At 55.9% G+C, this 24,447-nt stretch carries 24 protein-coding genes; 9 read left to right on the top strand and 15 right to left on the bottom strand.

Annotation, left to right across the window (positions count from 1 at the left end):
- The first annotated feature begins 14 nt into the window (after positions 1-14).
- On the top strand, positions 15-962 hold the full coding sequence (trxB, locus tag HEQ72_RS07160; RefSeq protein WP_168019309.1) for a thioredoxin-disulfide reductase: 948 nt from the start codon (positions 15-17) through the stop codon (positions 960-962).
- 105 nt (positions 963-1,067) lie between these two features.
- Entirely contained in the window at positions 1,068-1,985 is a 918-nt protein-coding gene (locus tag HEQ72_RS07155) for a LysR family transcriptional regulator (protein WP_245183119.1), read from the top strand.
- A gap of 282 nt (positions 1,986-2,267) precedes the next feature.
- Here the strand turns inward: HEQ72_RS07155 and HEQ72_RS07150 are convergent, their stop codons facing one another.
- From HEQ72_RS07150 to petA, 5 genes are all read right to left on the bottom strand, one after another.
- Positions 2,268-2,522 (bottom strand): DUF3253 domain-containing protein, encoded by a 255-nt coding sequence (locus HEQ72_RS07150; RefSeq protein ID WP_322099497.1) that lies wholly within the window; start codon positions 2,520-2,522, stop codon positions 2,268-2,270.
- Between the two features lie 120 nt (positions 2,523-2,642).
- On the bottom strand, positions 2,643-3,419 hold the full coding sequence (locus HEQ72_RS07145; protein WP_168019312.1) for a substrate-binding periplasmic protein: 777 nt from the start codon (positions 3,417-3,419) through the stop codon (positions 2,643-2,645).
- Between the two features lie 80 nt (positions 3,420-3,499).
- Positions 3,500-4,273, bottom strand: a complete 774-nt coding sequence (locus HEQ72_RS07140) for a cytochrome c1 (RefSeq protein WP_168019313.1) — start codon at positions 4,271-4,273, stop codon at positions 3,500-3,502.
- Complete coding sequence (locus HEQ72_RS07135) at positions 4,273-5,499, bottom strand: cytochrome b (RefSeq protein ID WP_168019314.1); 1,227 nt, start codon at positions 5,497-5,499, stop codon at positions 4,273-4,275. The genes HEQ72_RS07140 and HEQ72_RS07135 overlap by 1 nt, the downstream gene beginning before the upstream one ends.
- A gap of 14 nt (positions 5,500-5,513) precedes the next feature.
- Positions 5,514-6,065 carry a ubiquinol-cytochrome c reductase iron-sulfur subunit gene (gene petA / locus HEQ72_RS07130; RefSeq protein WP_168019315.1) on the bottom strand — a complete coding sequence of 184 codons (552 nt, stop codon included), beginning with the start codon at positions 6,063-6,065 and terminating at the stop codon, positions 5,514-5,516.
- Between the two features lie 222 nt (positions 6,066-6,287).
- On the opposite strand from petA, the gene HEQ72_RS07125 reads away from it, so the two are divergent.
- Entirely contained in the window at positions 6,288-6,764 is a 477-nt protein-coding gene (locus HEQ72_RS07125) for a tRNA (cytidine(34)-2'-O)-methyltransferase (protein ID WP_168022961.1), read from the top strand.
- Positions 6,765-6,825: 61 nt separating this feature from the next.
- Here the strand turns inward: HEQ72_RS07125 and HEQ72_RS07120 are convergent, their stop codons facing one another.
- Both HEQ72_RS07120 and HEQ72_RS07115 read right to left on the bottom strand, forming a co-directional pair.
- Positions 6,826-8,727 (bottom strand): Crp/Fnr family transcriptional regulator, encoded by a 1,902-nt coding sequence (locus tag HEQ72_RS07120; RefSeq protein ID WP_168022960.1) that lies wholly within the window; start codon positions 8,725-8,727, stop codon positions 6,826-6,828.
- Positions 8,728-8,748: 21 nt separating this feature from the next.
- Positions 8,749-9,012 (bottom strand): hypothetical protein, encoded by a 264-nt coding sequence (locus HEQ72_RS07115; RefSeq protein ID WP_168019318.1) that lies wholly within the window; start codon positions 9,010-9,012, stop codon positions 8,749-8,751.
- Between the two features lie 137 nt (positions 9,013-9,149).
- Here HEQ72_RS07115 and HEQ72_RS07110 point away from each other — a divergent pair, with 137 nt between their 5' ends.
- Together HEQ72_RS07110 and HEQ72_RS07105 are read left to right on the top strand one after the other, a co-directional pair.
- On the top strand, positions 9,150-9,929 hold the full coding sequence (locus tag HEQ72_RS07110; protein WP_168019319.1) for a 3-deoxy-manno-octulosonate cytidylyltransferase: 780 nt from the start codon (positions 9,150-9,152) through the stop codon (positions 9,927-9,929).
- 26 nt (positions 9,930-9,955) lie between these two features.
- Positions 9,956-10,816 (top strand): prephenate dehydratase, encoded by an 861-nt coding sequence (locus HEQ72_RS07105; protein ID WP_245184235.1) that lies wholly within the window; start codon positions 9,956-9,958, stop codon positions 10,814-10,816.
- Between the two features lie 38 nt (positions 10,817-10,854).
- Here the strand turns inward: HEQ72_RS07105 and HEQ72_RS07100 are convergent, their stop codons facing one another.
- From HEQ72_RS07100 to HEQ72_RS07070, 7 genes are all read right to left on the bottom strand, one after another.
- Positions 10,855-12,168, bottom strand: coding sequence for a bifunctional folylpolyglutamate synthase/dihydrofolate synthase (locus HEQ72_RS07100; RefSeq protein ID WP_168022958.1), 1,314 nt, complete (start codon positions 12,166-12,168; stop codon positions 10,855-10,857).
- Between the two features lie 24 nt (positions 12,169-12,192).
- Positions 12,193-13,089, bottom strand: a complete 897-nt coding sequence (accD, locus tag HEQ72_RS07095; protein ID WP_168022957.1) for an acetyl-CoA carboxylase, carboxyltransferase subunit beta — start codon at positions 13,087-13,089, stop codon at positions 12,193-12,195.
- A gap of 71 nt (positions 13,090-13,160) precedes the next feature.
- Entirely contained in the window at positions 13,161-13,997 is an 837-nt protein-coding gene (gene trpA, locus HEQ72_RS07090; RefSeq protein WP_168022956.1) for a tryptophan synthase subunit alpha, read from the bottom strand.
- A 14-nt stretch (positions 13,998-14,011) separates the two neighbouring features.
- Entirely contained in the window at positions 14,012-15,232 is a 1,221-nt protein-coding gene (gene trpB, locus HEQ72_RS07085) for a tryptophan synthase subunit beta (protein WP_168019324.1), read from the bottom strand.
- Between the two features lie 266 nt (positions 15,233-15,498).
- Complete coding sequence (locus tag HEQ72_RS07080; RefSeq protein ID WP_168022955.1) at positions 15,499-16,326, bottom strand: substrate-binding periplasmic protein; 828 nt, start codon at positions 16,324-16,326, stop codon at positions 15,499-15,501.
- A 214-nt stretch (positions 16,327-16,540) separates the two neighbouring features.
- On the bottom strand, positions 16,541-17,386 hold the full coding sequence (locus HEQ72_RS07075; RefSeq protein WP_168022954.1) for a hypothetical protein: 846 nt from the start codon (positions 17,384-17,386) through the stop codon (positions 16,541-16,543).
- A gap of 173 nt (positions 17,387-17,559) precedes the next feature.
- Positions 17,560-17,898 carry an HPF/RaiA family ribosome-associated protein gene (locus tag HEQ72_RS07070; protein ID WP_167805152.1) on the bottom strand — a complete coding sequence of 113 codons (339 nt, stop codon included), beginning with the start codon at positions 17,896-17,898 and terminating at the stop codon, positions 17,560-17,562.
- Positions 17,899-18,285: 387 nt separating this feature from the next.
- On the opposite strand from HEQ72_RS07070, the gene htpG reads away from it, so the two are divergent.
- Complete coding sequence (gene htpG, locus HEQ72_RS07065) at positions 18,286-20,166, top strand: molecular chaperone HtpG (RefSeq protein ID WP_168022982.1); 1,881 nt, start codon at positions 18,286-18,288, stop codon at positions 20,164-20,166.
- A gap of 38 nt (positions 20,167-20,204) precedes the next feature.
- On the opposite strand, the gene HEQ72_RS07060 is transcribed toward htpG, so the two are convergent.
- Entirely contained in the window at positions 20,205-21,938 is a 1,734-nt protein-coding gene (locus HEQ72_RS07060) for an ATP-binding protein (RefSeq protein ID WP_168019327.1), read from the bottom strand.
- Positions 21,939-21,969: 31 nt separating this feature from the next.
- On the opposite strand from HEQ72_RS07060, the gene HEQ72_RS07055 reads away from it, so the two are divergent.
- The 3 genes from HEQ72_RS07055 (at position 21,970) to nadA (ending at position 24,447) form a co-directional block, all read left to right on the top strand.
- Entirely contained in the window at positions 21,970-22,212 is a 243-nt protein-coding gene (locus HEQ72_RS07055; RefSeq protein ID WP_168022953.1) for a hypothetical protein, read from the top strand.
- A 16-nt stretch (positions 22,213-22,228) separates the two neighbouring features.
- A complete protein-coding gene (locus HEQ72_RS07050) occupies positions 22,229-23,269 on the top strand; it encodes an NrtR DNA-binding winged helix domain-containing protein (protein ID WP_322099496.1) in 1,041 nt (346 codons plus the stop codon).
- Positions 23,270-23,445: 176 nt separating this feature from the next.
- A complete protein-coding gene (nadA, locus tag HEQ72_RS07045) occupies positions 23,446-24,447 on the top strand; it encodes a quinolinate synthase NadA (RefSeq protein WP_168019329.1) in 1,002 nt (333 codons plus the stop codon).

Here is a 24,447-nt window from a genome sequence, read left to right as displayed (position 1 = left end):
AGGTTTTTCTACATATGACTGAGCATCGTACCCGGGTTCTCATCCTTGGCACCGGAGCCGCTGGTTGTACAGCCGCCATCTACACGGCCCGCGCCAATCTGGAACCGGTTGTCCTGGCAGGACTCCAACCTGGCGGACAGCTGACCATAACAACAGACGTTGAAAACTATCCGGGCTTTGCCGATCCAGTCCAAGGGCCTTGGCTCATGGAACAGATGCGCCAACAGGCTGAACATTGCGGTGCCCGCATCGTGCACGATATGGCGACATCCGTTGATCTGTCCCGGCGCCCATTTACGGTTCGCACCGACGGCGGCGACGTATGGAAAAGCGATACACTGATTATCGCAACCGGGGCCTCTGCCAAATGGTTGGACATACCAAGCGAAAAGAAATACGCCGGCCTTGGCGTGTCTGCCTGCGCGACGTGTGATGGCTTCTTCTTCCGTGGAAAGAATGTCGTCGTCGTTGGTGGCGGCAACAGTGCTGTAGAAGAAGCCCTGTATCTGGCAAATATCTGCGCCAGCGTCACCGTTGTACACCGCCGCGACAGTTTCCGGGCCGAGAAAATACTGCAGGACCGCCTGCTGCGAAACCCCAAAATCACAGTACGCTGGAACAGCAAGGTCCATGAGATCTTGGGCGGAGGTAATCCCGAGGGTGTAACCGGCATCCGCCTGGAAGATACAATAACGGGGGCCCTTTCTGATCTTGCCTGTGACGGCGTGTTCATTGCCATCGGCCATAAACCCAATACGGACCTATTTATCGGTCAGCTTCAAACCGACGAGAACGGCTATTTGATTACGCAGCCGGACTCGACTGCAACCTCGATCCCGGGCGTTTTTGCTGCTGGCGATGTGCAGGATCATGTGTTCCGCCAGGCTATAACCGCTGCGGGAACCGGTTGCATGGCCGCGCTTGAAGCTGATCGTTTCCTGCGGACAGACGACGATATCTAGGAAAGATCGGGCTGGTAAGGACTTCTTCCCGACACCACCTTGCCAGCCCGGGCTTGGTACCGGTACCCTTGGAATAGAACAAAATTTGAAGAAAACGAGAGAATTATGGCCGGGCGACAGGGCACCATGATGGACTGGGATAAACTGCGTGTTTTTCACACCGTCGCAGAGGCTGGTAGCTTTACCCATGCAGGAGATGTGCTGCACCTGAGTCAGTCTGCCGTCAGCCGACAGATCAGTGCCCTGGAAGAAAGCCTGCGGGTCTCCCTGTTTCATCGCCACGCCCGTGGCCTGATCCTGACCGAGCAAGGCGAGCTTCTGTATCATACCGTGCACGAGGTGTTTGCACGCCTGTCAATGGTTGAAGCACGGATAACCGAGAGCAGGGAACGCCCTGAAGGCTTGCTGAAGGTTACAACGACAGTTGCTTTCGGGTCCGTATGGCTGACTCCCCGCATTACCGATTTTATGGAGCAATACCCCAGCATAGAGATATCGCTTCTGCTTGATGATCAGGAAGTGGATCTGGCCATGCGCGCCGCAGATGTTGCCATCCGCTTCAACGCCCCCCGCCAGCCGGATTTGATCCAAAGGCATCTGATCAACCTGCATTACAATGTCTATGCTGCACCAGAATACCTGCAGAAACATGGCACACCCAAAACGCCGGCGGATCTCGACAATCACCGGCTTATCACGTATGGCGATGATTCAAAGGCACCAGTTGACAACATGAACTGGCTTTTGTCTGCCGGAACGACAACGCCTCGCTCTGCAGTTCTGCGCATCAACAACATTTACGGAATTTATCGCGCCGTGCACTCCGGCTTGGGCATTGCAGCTCTTCCAGATTATTTTGCCTCAGTCGCATCTAACTTGGTACAAGTGCTTCCTGAATTGCGTGGACCAAGTTTTGACTGTTACTTTGTATATCCGGAAGAGCTTCGTCACTCAAAGCGCGTCATGGTCTTCAGGGACTTTCTTCTCCAGAAGCTCCAGAAAGACAACACGCCGGCTCCCTGACAATCACGACACACACGAAGCATGCGCAGAGCGCATGGCAGCAACAGATCTTTTGCTTTGGTGTGTTTTCCCGCCGCCGCCTACACTTCCAGTCCTGCTGTTCACCCACACGAACAGCAGGACTGGTGCGGGAGTAACCCCAAGTTATTCCTACACCAGCGCCGGGTCCGCCTGGCGGTTTTTATCCAGCGTCTATCATCGGACGTAATGCCTCCCTGTTCACTCAGGCCCCGCTTATGCGGGGCTTCTTTTTCTAACAACAGAGCATTACAGGGTTACCTGTCATTCCCCAGGCAAACGCACGCGGACAAGACCCCTGAAATCGTTTGGATCTTGTACCTCACCCCCACGAACAATCTCAATGCGCCCACTGCGCGCCAAGCTGAGCACCTGCTGTTTAACCGGATTCATAAAACGGCGCCAACCATCATCAGGATCCTTTGGGCGGCGACGCTGGGAGAAATATACCTTGGCAATTTCTTGTGCACTGACGCCACGCACACCGGCATCAGCAGCCATGGACAACACAAGATTCACTATAGGATCCCCCTTGGGAGATTCAGGGACAGTATCAGTCATCGCAGTCTCGTACATACAAAGTAGTTCTGCATGCAATAGAGGCTCTACGAGGATCATGCAAGCCCTGGAAGGGGGAAGCTACTCAATAAGGTCATGCCGCCGTCGCAGGTCCTTGAGGGTACCGTCACCCGCCATCACAACCAAGGCTGCATTAAACCGTTCAACAATTTCAGCCGCATCAGCGCGATGGCGCGAAACGCCAGCAACCAAGGGCGTTTCGTGGATAGCGCCCCGGGTCAGACGAATATCTCCGGCCAACGCGGACAAAGAGCGGCGCAACTGGCTGCGCATCAGCCCTTCATCATCCAGCGTCGCATCAAGCCCACCCGTGGCAACAGCACGAATATTGTCCTCTACAGATGGCCCGACGACTCTCTGGATATAGGGCGCATCAAGAAAATCAGGGGGATAACCATAACCGGCAACAACCCCCACCTTCTTTCCCTTCAGATCCTCCAGCCGCGTATATTCAAAGGAATCCATCTTCGATACAGCAAAAACCAAACGGTTTGCATGCAGGAGACGTGTAAAAATCAGAAAACTCTCCCGCGACGGCACATACCAAGAACAGGTAATGACATCAGCCTCCCCGCTGGACGCACTCTCCAGAACCTTGCGCCAATCCATAAGCCGTATTTCAACCTTGTATCCGGCTCTCTCCAGTGCCGTTTTGGTCACATCGGGGCAGAAACCCTGTTCCTTCAGGTCATGATCTGAATAAGGGGGATAATGCTCCAGACTGGCAACAACCAAAACATCAGAAGCAGCAAGAGATTCCTTGGACAGCAAGGACAGCAGCAAAACCGTCAGAATATCCCGGATCCACTTCCAATGGTGGAAACCATTTCTCTTCATAGCCCCACCCCCCTGAACAACAGAGAAAGAGCCGCCGTATTTTACGCGGCGGCTCCCTGGAAGCCTTATGGAAGGCTAGATCAATGCTCCACATCCTTCCAAATCTGGCGCTTCAGGGCATAGAAAAGCGCCGTCATCACCAGAAGGAAGATCATTACTTTAACGCCCAGTGACTTGCGCGCTTCCAGCTCTGGCTCAGCTGACCAATTCAGGAAGGCAACAATATCACGACTGATCGCTGCCGCCGTATTCGGAGATCCGTCTGCATACGTAACGGTCTCGTCATAAATCATCTGCGGCATGCCAATCTGGTGCCCAGGGAAGGCCGGGTTATAGTACATCCCCGCCATAACCTCTGTACCCTTCGGAGGCTCTTCATAGGACGTCAGAAGGGTAAAGAGATAATCAGGGCCATGAGGACGAGCCTTGGCCATCAGGGACAGATCAGGCGGCAAAGCACCCCCGTTTGCAGCACGCGCGGCCTGATCATTGGGATAAGGAGCCTTGATCGGATCTGCCGGAATACCGGGGCGGATCTTCGGTTCGCCGCTGTCATCAAAGCCATCCTGATATTCAAAAGCCGCCGCATAGTCCTTAATCTCATCCTCGGTCAGGCCAATCTCCGCCAAACTGCGGTAGCGGATCAGCTTGAGGCTGTGACAGGTCGCGCAGACCTCTTGATACACCTGCAACCCACGGCGCAACTGGGCACGGTCATAATGACCAAACACGCCCTGCCAAGACCAAGGCTGTGTCACCAGCTTGGTATCGGTCCCGGCAGCGTGGGCAGGGGAGACAGGAGCGACAACAGACCATCCAAGCGCCACAACGGCGGCAATAAGAAGCTTTTGCATCAGGCGCTCTCCGTCGCAGCTTTCTTCGTGACCGCAAGCGCAATGCTTTCCGGCAGGGGACGCGGCTTTTCAAGCCAGCCAACCAGCGGCGTAACGACCAGAAGATGGATGAAATACCAAGCGGTTGCAATCTGGCCGATCAGGATATAGGGCTCTTCAGCCGGCTTGCCCCCGATGTAACCCAAAAGCATGCAATCCGCGATGAACAGCATCACAAACCACTTGTAAACCGGACGGAAAGTACAGGAACGAACCTTGGACGTATCCAGCCACGGCATGGCAGCCAAGATAACAATCGCACCAAACATCAGCAAAACGCCGCCAAGTTTGTCCGGTACAGCACGCAAAATGGCGTAGAACGGCAGGAAATACCACTCAGGAACAATGTGCGCCGGAGTCACCATCGGGTTGGCCGGGATGTAATTGTCCGGATGCCCCAGATAATTCGGTGCCCAGAACACAAACACCATGAAAAACATCATGAACACGCCCACACCAAACAAATCCTTGATGGTGTAGTACGGATGGAACGGCAGGCTGTCCTGCGGACCCTTCATATCAATTCCAAGCGGGTTGTTGGAACTGACAGTATGCAAGGCCCATACGTGCAAGACGACGATACCAACCAGAACAAATGGCAGCAGGAAGTGAAGGGCAAAGAAACGGTTCAGGGTCGGGTTATCAACCGAGAAACCACCCCACAGCCACGTCACAATATGCTCACCAACCAAAGGAATAGCCGAGAACAGGTTGGTAATAACCGTAGCACCCCAGAAGGACATCTGCCCCCATGGCAGGACGTACCCCATAAAGGCAGTCCCCATCATGACCAGCATGATGATCAGCCCAAGCCACCACAAAACCTCCCGCGGGGGTTTGTAAGAGCCATAGTAGAAGGCGCGCACCATGTGCAGGTAAACCACGATAAAGAACATCGAGGCCCCGTTCGCATGCACATAGCGCATCAACCAGCCATAGTTGACATCGCGCATGATGCGCTCAACGGAGACAAAGGCCAGACCGGTATTGGCCGCATAATTCATGGCCAGGAACAAGCCGGATAAAATCATGATGACAAGAACCAGACCGGCCAAGGAACCAAAGTTCCACCAGTAGCTCAGATTCTTGGGGGTCGGATATTCATAGGCCGTATGATGCAGCATGGAGAAGACGGGCAGACGCTCGTCCAGCCACTTGATGGCCTTGCTTTTTGGAACGAAACTCATCCTGTGCGCCCCTCTCAACCAATCTTCACGGTGTTCTCGCCCAGAAACGCGTATTCCGGGATATGCAGGTTAAGCGGCGCAGGCCCCTTGCGAATACGCCCCGAGGTATCGTAGTGCGACCCGTGGCATGGACAGAACCAGCCGCCAAAATCACCCTTGGGATCGACAGCCTTCTGGCCAAGCGGAATACACCCAAGGTGGGTGCACACACCAACCATCACCAGCCACTGCGCCTTCTTGACACGCGCTTCGTCTTTCTGGGGATCACGAAGATCCGCCGTATTCACAGCACGAGCGGCCTCAATCTCTGCAGATGTACGATGACGTACGAAAACTGGCTTGCCGCGCCACATCACGGTGATAGCCTGCCCTTCCGCGATGGGCGTCAGGTCCACCTCGGTCGACGCAAGAGCCAAAGTGTCAGCCGCCGGATTCATACTGTGAACAAACGGCCACAAGGCAAGGCCGGCACCGGCCACCCCGACAGCTGTCGATGCATACAGCAAGAAATCGCGACGGGTCTCGCCATCAGATGAACCGTTAGCGGGATTCGCCGTGTCAGCCATCCTCTAAACCCCTCTCCATAGCACGCTGGGGAAACGCGCAAACGCTGAAAAAAACACGCACCCAGCCCCGTCGGCCCTTGGTACGCCTGATATTCGGTATGCCCTGCCCCCGTTTCCCGACGGAGACACAGCCCATCCGCGCGGTATAAAACAAATCAGACCCTTTGAAAAGTCATCGGCTTTCGCAGATGGCCATTTGACATTGTACCCGGAGAAACCACGATGCGCATCGCGCTTTATCAACCCGATATTCCCCAGAATGCCGGGGCCATGATTCGCCTGACCGCTTGCCTTGGCCTGGAACTGGATATTATCGGGCCTTGCGGATTCGTACACGATGATAGCCGCATGCGGCGGGCAGGTCTCGACTATTCCCGGCGGACACATACCCTGTGGCATACATCATGGTCTGCTTTTCTTGATGAACACATATGCCGCAAAAGTCGCCTTGTCCTGCTGACAACAAGGGCCTCGACACCGCACACAGACGTGACGTTCCATCCTGATGACACGCTGCTGCTGGGACGTGAAAGCTGCGGGGTACCAGCAGAAGTCCACGACCGTGCTGACCTACAGATATGTGTGCCAATGAAACCGGGCATGCGGTCACTGAATGTCGTCACAGCAGCAGCCATGATTACCGGGGAAGCCCTGCGCCAGACCAATGGCTTTCACCCTGTTCATGCATCACAGGTCTGAAGCAGAAAAATGCCGCAGATGCAGATATGTCCTTGCAGCCACACATGACATGAAAGAACCATCACAGCCGGAAGATCAGGTCATCTTCCTCGCGCAGGGGGGCTGGAACACGTAATGGTGCGGGTTCATCCGCCCAGCGCACCGCTGCAACCGGACGAATATCCTGGCGTCGCAACATGTCCTCAGCCCGCTGCAAATTCTTTTCGATGGTTATGTACAAAGCCCGACCACGACCACCATTCTCGCGGTATACAGCCAAAGCGTCACGAAAAGCAGCAGCGGCCAACCGCAAAAACTCTGGATCGCTTGTGTACTTTGCCATCAGGAACAGTGCAGATCCCATGTTGTTCCGTGTGGCTGCAAACAGGTGTGGAGCCGCTTCCGGAGTGCGCACCTCCAGCGCGACACGGCACAAGTCCACAGCCTTGCCCAAGACCTCGATATTCCGGTTATGATCCCCCCAGACCTGCAAGGCCTGAGCCATGGCATGCATGGCGTCGGACCAGCGCCACGGATCGTCGGCACGATTGATCACACCCGTTGCGTCCCGGAAACTCAGCAGAGCCTCACGCAGGGTATGGTCATCACCCGTCATCAAGTCCAGACGGAACAGGGCGGTGCCAATACGGTACTGCAACCGCCCCCATAACTGGGGATCATCATCACGCTGAACACCCCGCAACCCATTGCGATAGATCTGCACAGCCTCGCGCAGGGTTTGCTCGTCATCACTTTTCTCGGCATGCCCCTGAACCACCATCCCCAAGGCCAAGGACAGACGGGCCACGCCACGGGTATCATCGGACAAGCGGTTCAGCGCACTGCGCCATGCCTCCGCCGCGCGTTCCTGAAGGTCGGGACGGCGAATGCAGTTGGCCGCCGTTGCCGCCACATAGCCATAGGTGGCAAGCAACTGACCGACAGCCACCGCATCCAGCTGTTCCGGCGGATTGAACACAACGTCAGCCGCCTGATCGGTCAGGGTCACCAAGGCCATGCTGTCATCGGCGGTCATCAACGGCTGAAATCCGTTGGCAAAGGCCGTCAGGACGCATGCCTTCAGCAAAGGAGCCCAACGCGCATCGAAATCAGCAGGAAGGATCAGTGCCTGATCAGGTGGGAGCCCCCCCGGACGATCACCAACCGGCGGCGTCGTGGTACAAAACCGGAGTTCAATCAGGCGCCCGTCGCCGGTTTCCCCTCCCCAGACAAGAACATCGACACGCTCGTCCTCCAGCATGCGGCGCGCCCGGGCCTGCGACGCGGCTGCACTGTAAACCGGCATACCCAGTGCCGGAGGAAACAAAGAACCCGATGATGGCTTGACCGCCATGTGCTCCAGCCCGCCCAGCGCCTCAATAAGATAGGGACGCTGGTCGTACTCGGGCTCAAGGGACAGAGGAGTCACCATAATGGTGCGAACCCGACGCCGCGCAGCCCGTGCCTTGATACCCGGCACAAAAGCCCGAGCCAGACGTCCGAACAGGGAATTGGAACGACGCCCCACTTCCCATGACGGAACACCCGGCGGAGGAACCGAGGCCGGCGGCCCACTCAGGGCAACAAGCTCACGACTGGCTGACAGCACCGGATCCGTCAGGTCAATATCGCCACGCACCAGGCGCTCATCTGTATCCCGCTGCCGCTTGGCCAGCTGGGTCATGATCTTCAGGGCAGACGCCGGATCAGTCTGAATGGCCTTCAGGAACTCGGACCGTGGAATTGCCTTGGCAATGACATCGGTATCCGCACGGGCTGTAAAGCTTCGGGCACTGCTATCCAGAATCCCGCTTTCCCCGAACAGGTCACCGCGCCCCAGAATGGACAAGCGCATTGGCGCGCCCGTAACACCGGACTTGACCAGCTCAACACGGCCACTCTCAATCACCCAGGCTGCATCGCTGTCATCCCCCTCGCGGAAGATGATATCACCAGCCAGAAAATGGCGCGTTTCACTGCGCACGGTGTCCCCCTGACAAACAGATCATGGTCCCTTGCCCCCACTTTCAGGCGATGCGCCAGAGGGCTCCACACCGTCGGCATAACGGATAGCACCCCGGAAAATACGCCCGACTACAGGACCCCTTCGGGCCTCAACAAAATGATTTCCGTTATCATCCTGTCCCATGCCCAACACAATAGCACCGCTTTCGATTTCCTTGGCAACCTGATCATCCGGCAATCCAAGAGCCTTGGCGACAGAGGCAATCAACGTGCTGATTTGCTGATAATGTTCACGGGTCTCCAAAATATGTCACTCCATACCCACAAGCATGCCGACCAGAGTGCGACATTGCAGCCATCCGGGCAAGAGCTTCCCCCCTGCATTATCTTGCTGGTACAGTGCGTGCTCGAATTTTTGTCGTACCGGAGCATCAGCCTCTCATGACCTCTGCCGCTTCTGTTTCCTCCCTGCCGGCTGCCCCTTTGATTGTTATACCTGCCCGCATGGCTTCAACCCGCCTGCCCGGAAAGCCCTTGGCTGACCTGTGTGGAGAGCCGATGATTGTCCATGTCTGGCGGCGGGCCATCGAGGCAGACGTCGGGCCAGTTGTTGTCGCCTGCGCTGAACCCGAGATTGCCGCAGCCATACAGCAGGCCGGTGGACTGGCCCTGCTGACACCTCCGGATCTTCCTTCGGGGTCGGATCGTGTATGGCATGCGGTCCAGCAGTTTGACCCTGAAGGACGGCACCCTGTTATCATCAATGTTCAGGGAGATCTGCCAACCTTGGACCCATCCCTGATTCGCGCGGCACTTGAACCCCTGCACGACGACCAGGTTGACATCGCCACCCTGGTTGCACCTGTCTCCGATCCGGAAGAACGCACCAGCCCCGACGTGGTCAAGGCCGTCACGGCGCTGCCTGCCTCCGGACAGCCATCTGTCGCGCGCGCACTGGCTTTTACGCGGGCCACGGCACCGTGGGGAGATGGACCGCTATGGCATCATATTGGCCTCTACGCCTATCGACGGGAGGCACTGGAGCGCTTTGTCAGCCTGCCCCCGTCACCGTTGGAGCGCCGCGAGAAACTGGAACAATTGCGTGCCCTGGAGTACGGAATGCGCATTGACTGCGTGCGCGTCCAGACTGTTCCCCTGGGCGTTGACACACCCGCCGATCTTGAGAAAGCCCGTTCCATCCTGAACTCTGCAAAATCGTAAGTCCCATGCCAAATACACAACACCCCATGTCCGTTGCATTCCAGGGAATGCCTGGTGCTTACTCCCATATCGCATGCAGCGATGTTTTTCCTGACCTTGATGTCCTGCCCTGCATCAGCTTTGAAGATGCGTTGGCGTCTGTGCGCAATGAACAAGCTCGCTACGCCATGATTCCGATTGAAAATTCACTGGCAGGACGGGTGGCAGATATTCACCACCTGCTACCGGATTCCGGCCTTCATATCATCGGGGAATACTACCTGCCAGTGCACCACCACCTTCTGGGTGTACCTGGATCCAGGCTGGAAGATATACGCACTGTTTACAGCCATGTTCACGCCATAGGCCAGTGCCGTACCCTGATCCGTGACCTGGGACTCAATGCTGTAATTGCAGCCGATACCGCCGGCAGCGCCCGTGATATCGCCAGCTTGGGGGATCCACAGGTCGCCGCCATTGCATCCGCGCTGGCCGGCGAGATTCATGGGCTGGTGTCCCTTAAAGCCAATGTGGAAGATGACACGCACAACACCACACGCTTTGTTGTCATGGCCCGCACACCCCTTGTTCCGGCTGTTGAATCCGGCCCGGTTGTCACCGGCCTGATCTTCCAGGTCCGCAATGTTCCTTCGGCTCTCTACAAGGCATTGGGAGGCTTCGCCACCAACAACGTCAATATGAGCCGACTGGAAAGCTACCAGATCAACGGGCAATTTATCTCAACGCGCTTCTTTGCCGAGATCGAGGGACATCCAGCCAGCCCATCCATGATACGCGCTATGGAAGAGCTGGAGTTCTTCAGCACCGAAGTGCGCATTCTGGGTGTCTGGCCCGCTCACCCCTATCGCTTCAGGGCACGGAACAGGGATATGGTGCCGGGGTCATAGCCGGCATCACCTCCGTTTTGCCACGTGGATTGGTATGCTCAGCATCCACCATTGCGGGCCAGAACATCACCAGCCAGATAAAGGGAGCCGCAGATCAGGACACGCCGCAGGGAATCCCCTGCTGTTGCTGCAAGGCTTGCCAGAGCTGCCGACACATCGGCGCAGGCAGCCGTATCCTCTACTCCAAGACTACGGGCTACCTGTGCCAAATGTTCGGGAGAACGGCCCGCCAAGCTTCCATGCACCGGAACAGTCCGGATGCGAGAGGCAACACGGGCCAAGGGTGCCAGAAAACCACCTTCATCCTTGGTATCGATCATACCAATAACCAGATCCAGCGGCCTGTCCTGCCACTGCCCACAGACGTGATCCGCCAGATTCAACCCGGCATCCGGATTATGACCGCCATCAAGCCAAAGATCCCACCCCTTTGGCAGAAGATCTGACAGGGGTCCCTGAACCAAGTGCTGCAAACGCGCAGGCCAAACGACACGTGACAGACCACGCCCCCACACATCAGATGGGACCATGCCAAGGTGCTCAATCACGGCAAGGGCAAGGGTGGTATTATGGGCCTGATGCCCCCCGGGCAGAACGGGGGCAGGAAGGGCATGCACCGACCCATTCAACCCCGTATAAACCAGTGACTGGTCATGCATAACACCGGAAAAGTCCCTGCCCTGCAACAGGATAGGGGCCCCGATTGCGGACGCAGAAAACTCCAGAACCGGAAGCACATCTGCTTTCTGCTTCATGCTTATACACGGCACCCCGGCACGCATAATACCGGCCTTTTCCGCAGCGATGGCCGCAACCGTATCTCCCAGATAGGCTTGATGATCGAGAGAGATAGAAGTCAGAACCGTCACCGAGGGTTTCTTGACAACGTTGGTTGCATCAAGGCGACCACCCAGACCGGTTTCCAGCAAGACGACATCAGCCGGTACACGCGAAAAAGCCAGAAAAGCCGCCGCAGTTGTCACCTCGAAAAACGTAATGGGCTGCCTGGCATTACAAGCCTCGACCTCCTCAAGAAGAGCAGACAAGGCTTGGTCTGTAATCCGTGAACCAGACAGAACAATGCGTTCATTGAAGCGAACCAAGTGAGGAGACGTATACACATGCACACGCAAACCACCCGCTTCCAGCAAAGCCCGCATGGTCGCGATTGTTGAGCCTTTGCCGTTGGTCCCGGCAACATGGACAACTGGCGGCAGGGCGTTCTGGGGATTTCCGAGACGGTCCAGCAGCGACCACATACGGTCAAGGGAAAGGTCGATGGCCTTGGGGTGGAGCGCCGTAAGGCGCTCCAGAACACGGTCCGGACCCACAGCAGGAGGAGAAACCAACATCAACCGCCCCTTTACCCCTGCCCGTCATTCAGCCGGAAAGCGTGAACGCAGCGGCACCACCTGTCCCGCCGGCCCTCGGTGACGCAGAAGATTCAGGATATTACCCAGAACCCCGGGCAGTTCCTGACGGGTGGCAACGATATCAACCATACCATGCTCACGCAGATACTCCGCTTTCTGGAACCCTTCGGGCAGCTTCTGGCGAATCGTGCTCTCAATCACACGGGCGCCAGCAAACCCGATAACGGCACCGGCTTCAGCCACGTGAATATCCCCCAGCATGGCAAAGCTTGCCGTTACCCCGCCCGTGGTTGGGTCCGTCAGAAGCACAATGTAGGGCAGCCCCTTCTCCTTGACCTTGTCCACAGCCACCGTGGTACGAGCCATCTGCATCAGGGACAGCGCCCCTTCCTGCATACGGGCCCCGCCGGATGCCGGCACAACGACCAATGGCGCATCCTGTACAACAGCCAGCTCGGCCGCGGTAACAATACCCTCACCCACAGCCATACCCATCGATCCGCCCATGAAGGCAAAGTCAAAGGCGGCGACAACGGTTTCAATACCGCCAATCGTACCGGTTGCCACGATAATCGCATCATGCTCCCCGGTCTTGGACCGGGCATCGCGAAGACGGGAGGAATAGCTCTTCAGGTCCTTGAAGCGCAGGGGATCTTCAGCCACCTTGGGCAGTTCAACCCGCTTGTACTTTCCATCATCAAACAGCAATTCCAGCCGCTTCTTGACGGCAATCCGCATATGATGGCCGCAGTGCGTACAAACGTGGAGGTTCTTCTCCAGCTCGCGATGGAATACCATCTGCTCACACGAAGGACACTTGACCCATAAATTGTCCGGCACATCCTTGGGACGAACCAGTTGCTGGATTTTGGGGCGGACGAAGTTGGTCAGCCAGTTCATTATCGGGAAATCCCGTGTTGCCTCGACTATAAAATAACCCACCTGTTCGGGGGCAGGACAGAGCGTATACCCTATTTCCCCGCCAAGCGCACCCCCTCTGCCAAAGAGGCTACAAACCCAAGCGCTGCCGGCACCTGCCCTGATCCTTTGCTCTTGTCGGCAATCACCTCAACAAGGGCGGAACCAACGACAACGGCATCAGCAAATCGGGCAAAAGCCGCAGCCTGATCCGGCGTACGAATCCCGAAACCAGTTGCCACAGGCAAATCTGTCGTCCGCCGCAGACGATCAACAGAAGACCAAACTTCTTCGACATCGGCAAGGACAGTCCCGGTTACTCCCGTGACAGAGACATAATAAAGGAAACCACCCGCACGGTCCAGTATGGCCGACAAACGGCGACTGTCCGTCGTGGGAGCCGCCAAGCAGATCATATGCAGACCGTTATGGGCTAAATCCACAACAAAGGTTTCGGCTTCCTCGGGCGGAAGATCCACAAGAATCACACCATCAGCACCAGCCTCTGCCGCATCCGCAGCAAAACGGGCCGGCCCGTAAGAATAAACAGGATTGTAATACCCCATCAAAACAACCGGCGTCTTGCGGTCCTGACGGCGGAATTGCCTCAAAAGCTCCAGCGTACCCGGCAGGGTCATACCTGCCTTCAGGGCACGACCGGCTGCGGCCTGAATGGTGGGACCATCAGCCATGGGATCCGAGAAAGGCATTCCCAGTTCGATGATGTCAGCCCCGGCTGCCGGTAAACCGGCCATAACCTCCAGGGACAAAGCCGGATCAGGATCACCGGCCATGATATAGGTCACAAGAGCAGCCCGCCCTGCCTGCTTCAGGCCGGCAAAACAATCATCAAGGCGGTTGACCACAAGGGTCGGCGTATGGGTGTGCATTGGTCTCTCCATCTTCACAGCGCGATCCCCATGGCCGCAGCCACAGTGTTCATATCCTTGTCCCCCCGCCCGGACAGGCAAACCACCATCCGATGATCCTGCGGTAAATCCGGTGCCACACGGATGGCATGCGCCAAGGCATGCGCTGACTCAAGAGCTGGTATAATCCCCTCCCGCCGTGTCAGACGGTGAAAGGCTTCCAATGCTTCCTCGTCTGTAACCGATACATATTCAACACGCCCCGTATCGTGTAACCACGCATGCTCCGGACCAATCCCGGGATAATCAAGACCTGCTGAAATGGAGTGAGCCTCTGCAATCTGCCCATCATCGTCTTGCAGGATAGAGGTACAGTTGCCGTGCAAAACACCGGGACGCCCACCGGCCAGACTGGCCGCATGCTTGCCCGTTTCCAGGCCATGCCCGGCTGCTTCCACCCCGATAATCCGGACATCGCGGTCATCAAGAAAAGGATGGAACAAACCCATGGCGTTGGATCCACCACCGACACAGGCCACCAGGCTGTCTGGAAGCGACCCACACTCATCCTGCATCTGGACACGGGTCTCTTCGCCAATAACACACTGGAAATCACGTACCATGGTCGGATAGGGATGCGGACCGGCAACAGTCCCGATCAGGTAGTACGTATCCCGGACGTGGGCAACCCAGTCCCGCAGCGCTTCATTCATCGCATCCTTGAGGGTTGCAGCACCACTCTGGACCGCCCTGACATCGGCCCCCAGAAGTTTCATGCGGAAAACATTGGGCTGCTGCCGGGCTATATCTGTCGCCCCCATATAAATGACGCAGGACAAACCAAACAGGGCGCAAACCGTTGCTGTTGCAACCCCGTGCTGACCTGCACCGGTTTCAGCAATAATGCGCGTCTTCCCCATCCGACGGGCCAGAAGAATCTGCCCCAGGCAGCTGTTGATCTTGTGGGCACCAGTATGGTTGAGGTCTTCCCGCTTCAGGTAAATCCTGGCCCCACCCAGCTCGTCACTCAGACTACGGGCCAGATATAACGGACTGGGACGTCCAACATAGGCGGATAACAGCTGGTTCAACTCGGCCCGGAACGCGGGATCTCGGCGAAGGGTATTATAAGCCTCCTCAACCTCCAGGATCAGCGGCATCAGGGTTTCTGCAACATAGCGGCCACCATAGATACCAAAATGGCCGCGCGAATCGGCTCCCCCACGCAGGGAGGAAGAATCTGGATGATGTGTCATTGAACAGTCGTCTCATCAAAACAGGGAAACAAGGGACCGGCACAGCAGCCAATCCCGCGGGGCAGCCTTTTACCAGGCCCCTGTTCCTGTCCAGACCGTAGCGCTCAAGACCAAGCGCCGCATGGACCGCATCGGCGGCCGACACCGCACGCGCCCTGCTGACAACAAGGAGAAAAGACGAAACACACACGGCTCCCACGGTAACCGTAAACGAACGGGGAGAACGGTCGCACATCCTGAACCAAGACGCAAGAGGCATCACTATTCTACTGCTGGGTACCTGCCGCGCTCCGACGGGCCAGCACATCCTCAAGCGCCTTGTTGAAAGGAGCAATCACGCTTGCATCCACCGATGCCTTGCCAAACATGTAATAAACAGGGCCATTATCAAGCAGATAGCCAGGATACAATGTGACCGTATCATCCAGCCCATTCCTGTAGATGGAATACAGGCCGGATCCACTGTCTGTCAGGAATGCATCAATCCGCTTGGTTGCTACCAAGGCAAACTGGTCCTGCCGGGGATCTTCAACAACAATCTTCTTGAAAGCAGGGTCATCAACCAGCTTCTCATATTCGCCACCAATGTAGGTATCAGCCACAACACCAAGCCGTAGCGGTGTTCCAATGAACGAGGACAAACCGGTCAGGGTCAGCTTCCCCACATCCGCACTGCGAACAAACAGACCCAGCGTTTCCTGACGATACGGACTGCTGTAATGATGGTTCCGGGCCCGCTCCTTGGTCCAGGAGGCCCCGCCAATGACATCAATCTTGCCAGACAGAAGACCACTGAGAAGGCGGCTCCAAGATGTAATTTCAACGACCAGAGGGCACCCAAGGACCTTGGCCGTTTCGCGAATAAGCGCAACATCATCGCCCAAGGGGGATCCACTGGGGCTGACATACTGATAGGGTGGCCAGTCCGGCGTAATACCAAAATACAGGGGACGGCTGCATGTCCCGCGCTCCCAGCGCATGACGGGGCCGGATGCCTCTGCCGGGCGCAACGGCCCATCAACGGCCAGAAGAAGCGCAAGAGCAGCGCACACTGCCGCACCAAAACGCCTTGGACATCCCCAGAAAGAAGCCATTGCGACACTCTCCTGCCGTAGCACCCCGTTCTTTTCCCCGCTGGCAGTTGAACACGCGGCCAATAACACCGCAAGAACGTTCTGGATTGGCTGTCTGACGGGATAAATGACTGATCCTTCAACCCGCTATAGAGGCAACTTCGGGTATAAGAACTGGATACAGCCACGGATATGTATCGACACAAACATACGCGCACCACAAAACAGGATCTTCCTAGTGCTGCGCAAACGACTTGGCATGATCCCCCAAGGCAACCAGGCGCGTTTCTGCCCTTTCTGCCAGCAAACGACAGGAGCCGGACGCGGCCTGCCTGTACAAGTCTGCCGCTGAATGCCAAAGCCCGGCAGTCTCGTGCAGGCCGGCCAATCGGTATGCATCCAGACCTTCCCTGTCAGCCTGACAGGTCTCAAGAAGCACAGCCAAGGCCAAAGGATAGCCGTGAGCGTTCAGTACGGATCGAGACTGTGCCACGCGCCGGAAATACAAGGCAGCCCGCGGGTATTGTCCATGAAGAAAAAATGATGTGGCCCGCCAGTACGCTGCGATGGGTTCTCCGTGCGTTCCTTTACAGGCATGTACAGCGAAAGCCGTTGCCCGCAACGCATGCTCAACCCACGTACGTTCATCAAAGCGCGACGATGGCAAAGCCAGATAACCGCTAACAGCATCAAGGGCGCCCTCGATCGCAACCGGACACCATGCATTGCTGTAAATATCCTGCGCATTACCAGAATCTGGAGGGACTGTGGGAGGACGGGATAAAAAATCAGCGATCGTGGAACGGTCACCTTCAGCAAGACGCGGAGACGGTTTTGATTCAGACGCCCCGAAATCAACAAACGGCGGGGAAGAAGCGTCATGCGGGGCGCCAACTGGTATCTTTACTCCTCCTTCTTCCGGAACGTACAAGACAGAAGGCGCATCACGATAACGTTTTTCCAAAACAGCCGCCGATGTATCAACAATATCAGACTCCGGATCAGACTCCGGATTCCGCGCACACCCAGAGACCAGAAGCATAATCAGTGAAAGTGTAGAAACAGGACGCCAAGAAAACATAAGACCGAAACCCAATATGCAAGCCAGTGCACTTTTGCACACAGCCACCACCATGACACGAATATAATTAATGGCACAATCCATGTGACATAATACGCAAAAAAGTCCCCCGCTGTAGCGGAGGACGAAAGCAGAAATCCAGAAATAATATGCTTTCATTATGCCTGCTGGCTCTAGGCCCGCCGACGATCAGCATAACTCCTGACCTTTCGGCTCATGGCTTCAAATGCATCCCTGAGCGCTATCGCAATATCCTCACCCCCATCGCTTTCATGGGGACCACGTTGCACCACCAGCACATCACCGGGCACAGCAACGTCTATACCAACCTGGAACGGCTCTCCCTTGTGATATTCGACATGCGGGCTTTTTCGCTGCTTACCTATCGTGACACGGCAGCTGATAATATCAGGACAGAATCGCCCAAGCTTGGCGACCTTGTCATGCACCTTCTGCTTTACCGAATCGGAATGATCTACACCATGAAAGGAAACCTGAACGGGAATCTGCATCAAGGCCTCTCCCTCGGATCGGACCCCACCCCTACTCGTGCGGTAGCAGCGGGGCGCTGAACACACCGACCGCCAGAGCTGATCTGCACACCATCCAAGAGCTGCGTAGATCACGCCCACCGGCCAGATCTTCAGGGGCGCAACACCGCGCCCGGGAATTCAGACAACCATCTGTTTATAAAGACGACTCTGATTCACTCATCCTCATATTCTGATCCCTTTTCCACAGCTCCGCAACAGGCATCAGCAAGCTTCACCGGAGGATATTTCTTGCCCCTTGCAAAATATGGCAATCTCCACCATATGGGCCCCTAGCTGTGGAAGAAACACGGATGCACTGCATCCTGCAACCGAAACAATTATGATGACCAGAGGAAAACCATGACGATCACCGAAGAGAAGATGACCTTCCAGGCCGAGGTCAACAACCTGCTTGATATAGTGGTAAACTCTCTTTACTCGCAGCGGGACATCTTCCTGAGAGAGCTGATATCAAATGCCTCGGATGCCTGCGACAAACTGCGTTATGAGGCCCTGACCAAGCCTGAGCTGATTGCTGAAAACAGTACCCTCGCTGTACGGTTACAAACCGATCGTGATGCGGGAACCTTGGTCATTACTGATAATGGCATCGGCATGAGCCGTGATGAACTTGTCACCAATCTGGGAACCATCGCCCGTTCCGGCACCAGCGAATTTCTGAAGTCACTGTCCGGCGACGCCCGCAAGGATATTACCCAGATCGGCCAGTTCGGCGTTGGCTTCTACTCGGCCTTCATGGTCGCCGACCGGGTTGAAGTTGTATCGTGCAAGGCCGGCTCAGAACAGGGATGGAAATGGTCCAGTGACGGGCGCGGCAGCTTCACGGTGACAGAAGCCCCCGGTGCCACACGTGGCACCGTCATTACTCTGCACCTCAAAGAAGAGGCAAAGGAGTTCCTGGAAGGATGGACCCTGCGCAAGGTTGTAAAGTCCTATTCCGAGCACATCGGGCTGCCAGTCATTCTGGTGGGCGGCAATGATGGCAAAAGCGATGATGAAACACTGAACACCGCCTCGGCTCTCTGGACACTGAACCGCAATGACATCACAGAGGATCAGTACAAGGACTTCTACCAACACGTTGCTCATGCCTTTGACACACCATGGATGACAACGCATTACCGTGCTGAAGGAACCTTGGAATACACGGCCCTCCTGTTTGTGCCGTCCGAAAAACCCTTGGACTTGTTCGAACCATCCCGTCGCCAGCATGTGAAGCTCTATGCCAACCGCGTCCTGATTTCCGACAGTTGCGAAGAGCTTTTGCCTGCTTGGTTGCGTTTTGTGCGCGGCGTCGTGGACAGTGCAGACCTGCCGCTGAACGTCAGCCGTGAAATGCTGCAAAACAACCCGATGGTATCGAAAATACGCACCGGCCTGGTCAAACGACTCCTTGCCGATCTGGGCAAGAAGGCCAACGACACAGACGGCTGGCTTACTTTCTGGAAAACATTTGGCCCTGTCCTCAAGGAAGGCCTGTACGAAGACTTTGAGCGGCGTAATGATATTCTGGAACTGGCATGCTTCCATTCCACAGCCAGTGATACACCCGTCAGCCTGACACAATACCTGGAACGCATGAAAGATGGACAGGAAGCCATCTACTTCATAACGGGTGATTCCGCAGAAGCTCTGCGCAAAAGCCCTCAGCTGGAAGGTTATCTTGCACGCGGGATCGAAGTTCTTCTTCTCTCTGACCCTATTGATGAATTCTGGACCGGCATGGTGCCGTCATTCCGTGACAAACCGTTCCGTTCCGTCAGCAGCGGCACAGCCGACCTGGACGCGATCGCGTGCGAGGACAGCAAGCCTGACGAAGAAAAGAACGTGCCGCCAACCGACCAGATGGACCGCCTGGTTGCCTTGCTGAAAGGAACGCTGGGCGACAAGGTCAAGGATGTTCGTCCATCGTCACGTCTGACAACATCTGTGTGTTGCCTTGTTTCGGACGAAGGCCAAATGTCCATTCACCTGGAACGGCTGATGCGTCAGCACAGGGGTGAAAAAACAGATGGAGCCGCTGCACGGGTTTTGGAAATCAATCCCGGACATGCCCTGATCCGCAGCCTGGCCGCCCGGGCCAATGCAGAAACAACCAGCCCGGCACTGGAAGATGCAGCGTTCCTCTTGCTTGATCAGGCGCGGATTGTTGAAGGGGAACTGCCGATTGACCCCGCCGCCTTTGCAGGACGCATGGCTCGCCTGATGGAACAAGGATTGGGTTGATTGAAAAAGACAGCCTGACCGGTACCACAAAAAAACGGTCAGGCTGTCGCTACGGCTTCGTAAACAGCCGCTGCCCTTGACTTGTCGTCACATACCGTCAATGGCAAGAAGACAACAAACGTCGAGCCTCGTCCTATAGCTGACGAAACACGGATGCTACCGCCGAAACTCTCGACAATCTTGCGACTGACAGCCAGCCCAATGCCACGTCGTCCGCATTCTGTCACGGAACTGGAACCCGGCTGAAAATCAAAAAGATTGACCTGCACATCATCCGGAATACCAATGCCGTTATCAGCAATCGATACCTCCACTCCCTGTTCTGTGCGGCATACAGAAAAGCGCATCTCCGGTGCGTGTCCTTCTTTCTTGTACTTCAATGCATTATCAAGAAGATTACCAAAAACCCGGCACAACATGTCACGGTTACAACGCACATCGGCGTCCGTACCGATGACCCGCACCAAGGCGCCGACAGCTTCAATCTGCCCCCGGAGAGCATCAAAGACATCGTTGATAACATCCATGACAGAGACCTGATCCGTGTGCGCCTGAACACGTGTCAGGGATATGTAGTCCAGAAGGCCCTCAAGGGACCGGTCTATACATAATGCCCCCTCCGATGCCAAACGCAGATACTCACGCTCTCCCTCACCCAGAAGCGATTCTATACGGCGCTCCAACAGACCAAGATAGCCGGATATGGAGCGAGCCGGGCCTCTGATATGGCTGGATACAAGGGCTATAATCTGTTCCAGATCCTTGTTACTACAGCGCAGAGCAGCACGTTCCTCGACCAAGGCAGCCTGAGCATGACGTCGCTCCGTCACATCAACAACAGACATAACAAGACTGACCGGATCGCCACCCGCACGACATACCATGGCCAACATACGGTCAACCCAGATAACCTGGCCGGAACGATGCAGGCCGCGTTTCTCAACATGGCTGACTGTACATTCGCCCCTGAGCATGGAGGCAATGACATCCCGCTCGGCCTGTATATCTTCGGAGACAGAAAAATCATGGCATGAAAGACCCACAACAGGATCAGAGGCGTCATACCCAAACAGGCGGACAAACGCATCGTTGGCTACAATAATGCGACCATCAAGATCCATCAGGGCAATACCAACAGCAGCTTGGCGGAAAACAGCCTGGAAACGGACGTCCGCCTCTTCGCGCGCACGCTCTGCCTTTGCCCCCGCACGGGCCGCCGCCACGGCAGTCGCCTGCCAGCGGCTGGTCATAACCCAGCTGAAGGCAACAATTGCAGCATACTGCAGCATTTCCGCGACAAGAATGGTTACGGAATTGACGTTCCCAAGCTGTAGAAAATCAATACCAGGCGGCAGGGAAACTCCATACATCCCGCGGCTGCCCATGGCCACACCCAAGAAGAAAAGAATAATGGCACCAACCGTGCCCGCTTCACCTTCGACGGATGAAAACATCCTCCATGCTGCAACCCAACAGAAAAAAGCAGCAAAGATTCCCATAAGAACCATACGTACCGGCAAGCTGGGATCTACAATCGTGAACCAAGTAATCAGGCAGGCGAAAACAACCACACCCAGTACCGACGCCCATGTAACCCGAGGTGAACGGCGCACACCACTGAGACGATCGACCACGACAAGAGACAGCGCGATAACCACCAACAAAAAGATATTGGCGACAATGACAGACAACCAGTCCCCAGCAGATCCACGCAGGGCAAGCAGAAAACTGCCCAATGCCTTGAGTATCTGGGAAAGGCATAAAGGTGCCATAATAGAACGCCATCCTGGCGCAAAGGCCATCATGCCGGTCGTTACAGCCATCAGGGTGGATATCGCCACCATCGACACCCATAACGTTGGCATATCAAGCATTGATCCGTTCCCCCCGGCAATCCCCATCCGCCCGGTTGCGATTATGGCAGAAGAGTTCTCGTGGACAAGCCCTGTGGTGTATGATCAAGCATTCCCCTTGCCAGAACCGATGGTTTGCATAGGATGGTCCGGGCGTCCGGTGCCTGGAGCGATCACATCTTTCATGATCTGAGTGGAGCCTGCTTCCTGTGTCCAATACACCTTCGGTATCACTGTCCCTGATGGCGGTCATCGCCGCAGTGACCGACGATGTTCCACGGATCCTGCTTGCCAGAGATCAACACTCGCAATCTGATGTCACTGGCCATAAAAACCTTGCCTTTTCAGGAACACTGCCCTGCGGCCCCTTTGATCCGGCCAGCCATCGCAGCCTTGATCACGGGTGTCGGCAGTGGGTCGAAACACGAACAGGCTTGGCCCTGCAATATGTGGAGCAGTTGTATACGTTCGGCGGTCGGAATCGTGATCCACAGGAATTACACGGAGCTGGGCGCCTGGTTTCAATCGCATATCTGGCCCTGACACGCGAAACAGGAACCGACAAACACAACAAGGCAACATGGCATGACTGGTACAGCTTTCTGCCATGGGAGGACTGGCGAGCAGGACGTCCGGAACTGATTGATCGTGTCATTATGCCATGCCTGCGCTCATGGGCAGAGGAACAAGCCTTTCCCGTACGTAAACACCGCCTGGATCGTATTGATCTTGCCTTTGGAACGATAGCCCCAGGCACATTCGATCCTGTCAGGGCCCTGGATCGCTACGAACTTCTCTACGAAGCCGGCTTGGTCCATGAGTCCCGGCGTGACGCCGATGCCTTGGCCCAGGCCAATGGTAAAAAAGCCCCACCTGTGCCTGACACCAAAAGAAACGTGATAGCCGCCTTGGGCAAACCCATGGAAATGGATCACCGGCGCGTGCTGGCCAGCGCACTGACCCGGTTGCGGGGCAAGCTGGCATGGCGCCCGGTTGTTTTTGACCTGGTTCCGGATACCTTTACCCTGCTGCAGCTTCAGCGCGTTGTTGAAGCCTTGTTTGGCACCACAGTTCACAAGCAGAATTTCCGACGGACCATCGCAAGCATGGATCTGGTGGAACCAACAGGGAAAATGGAGACCCAGGGACGTGGTCGCCCGGCTGAATTGTTTCGATTCCGCCGCGCCGCTATCCTGGAACGCCGCACGCTGGGTATTGGCGTCCCGGTTGTACGCGGAGAACAATCCTAACGCATTGATATATATCGCACAGAGCAGGCATAACCATTTGTGCCTTTGTTTCCGGTCTCACATTCCCCTTGCAACGCCCCATAATATACTCTAGAAGAGCATATTAATTATACTCAGGATGAGCACGATTCTGCCCGCTTCCCACAGGCGGCAAGGAATCATCGGGAGTTTTTCCTATGAATATGCCCCGGAAACCGGATCTTGACCTTCTCTATATGCGCATGCAGTCCATGCTGACGCCAATGGAATGGTCCCTCATAACACCGGTTATCGAACACATTCAGGCCCTGAAAGCAGAGCGTCAGGCCGTTATTCTGGCCCATAATTACATGCGCCCGGAAATTTTCCACGGCGTCGCCGACATCACAGGGGACTCCCTGGCCTTGGCACAGAAGGCCGTTGAGGTAGATGCCGAGGTTATCGTCGTCGCCGGGGTTCACTTTATGGCAGAAACAGCGAAGCTTCTGAACCCGACACGCACAGTCCTGATCCCGGATATGCGCGCCGGGTGTTCACTGGCTGAATCTATCACACCAGATGATATCAGGGCCTTGAGACAACAATGGCCCGGGGTGCCTGTGTGTGTGTATGTCAACACCTCGGCTGCCGTCAAAGCCGAAGCAGACATCTGCTGTACATCAGGAAATGCCGTACGGATTGTGGAGGCGATTGCCCGCGAAACCGGCAGCGACAGCGTTCTGTTTCTGCCTGATCGCTATCTGGCCGCATGGGTTCAGACCCAGACCGATGTCCGTATTATCCCCTTTGATGGATCCTGCGAGGTGCATGAACAGTATCGTCCCGAGGACATACACAGCATCCGCGAAGACTACAACAATAACCTGGTTGTAATTGCCCACCCGGAATGCCCATCTGACGTGATCCAGGCCGCAGACTTTGCCGGTTCAACCGCCCAGATGGCAGATTACCTGGAACGAGAAAAACCCGGTCGCGTACTTCTGATCACAGAATGCTCGATGGGGGATAATCTGATGAAGTCCCATCCTGAAACAGACTTTATCCGATCCTGCCACATGTGCCCGCACATGAAGCGCATTACCCTGGAGTCTATTGCAAACAGCCTGCAAACCTTGGAGCCACGCATTGATATCCCGGTCGAACTGGCACGCCGTGCCCGGGTATCTGTTGAACGGATGCTGGCTGTCGGGCGCTCGTAA

It is taken from the genome of Haematospirillum sp. 15-248, assembly GCF_012102665.1.
GTDB lineage: Bacteria > Pseudomonadota > Alphaproteobacteria > Rhodospirillales > Rhodospirillaceae > Haematospirillum.
Note: the sequence above shows the minus strand (reverse complement) of the source record. Positions and strands in the feature narration are given on the sequence as shown.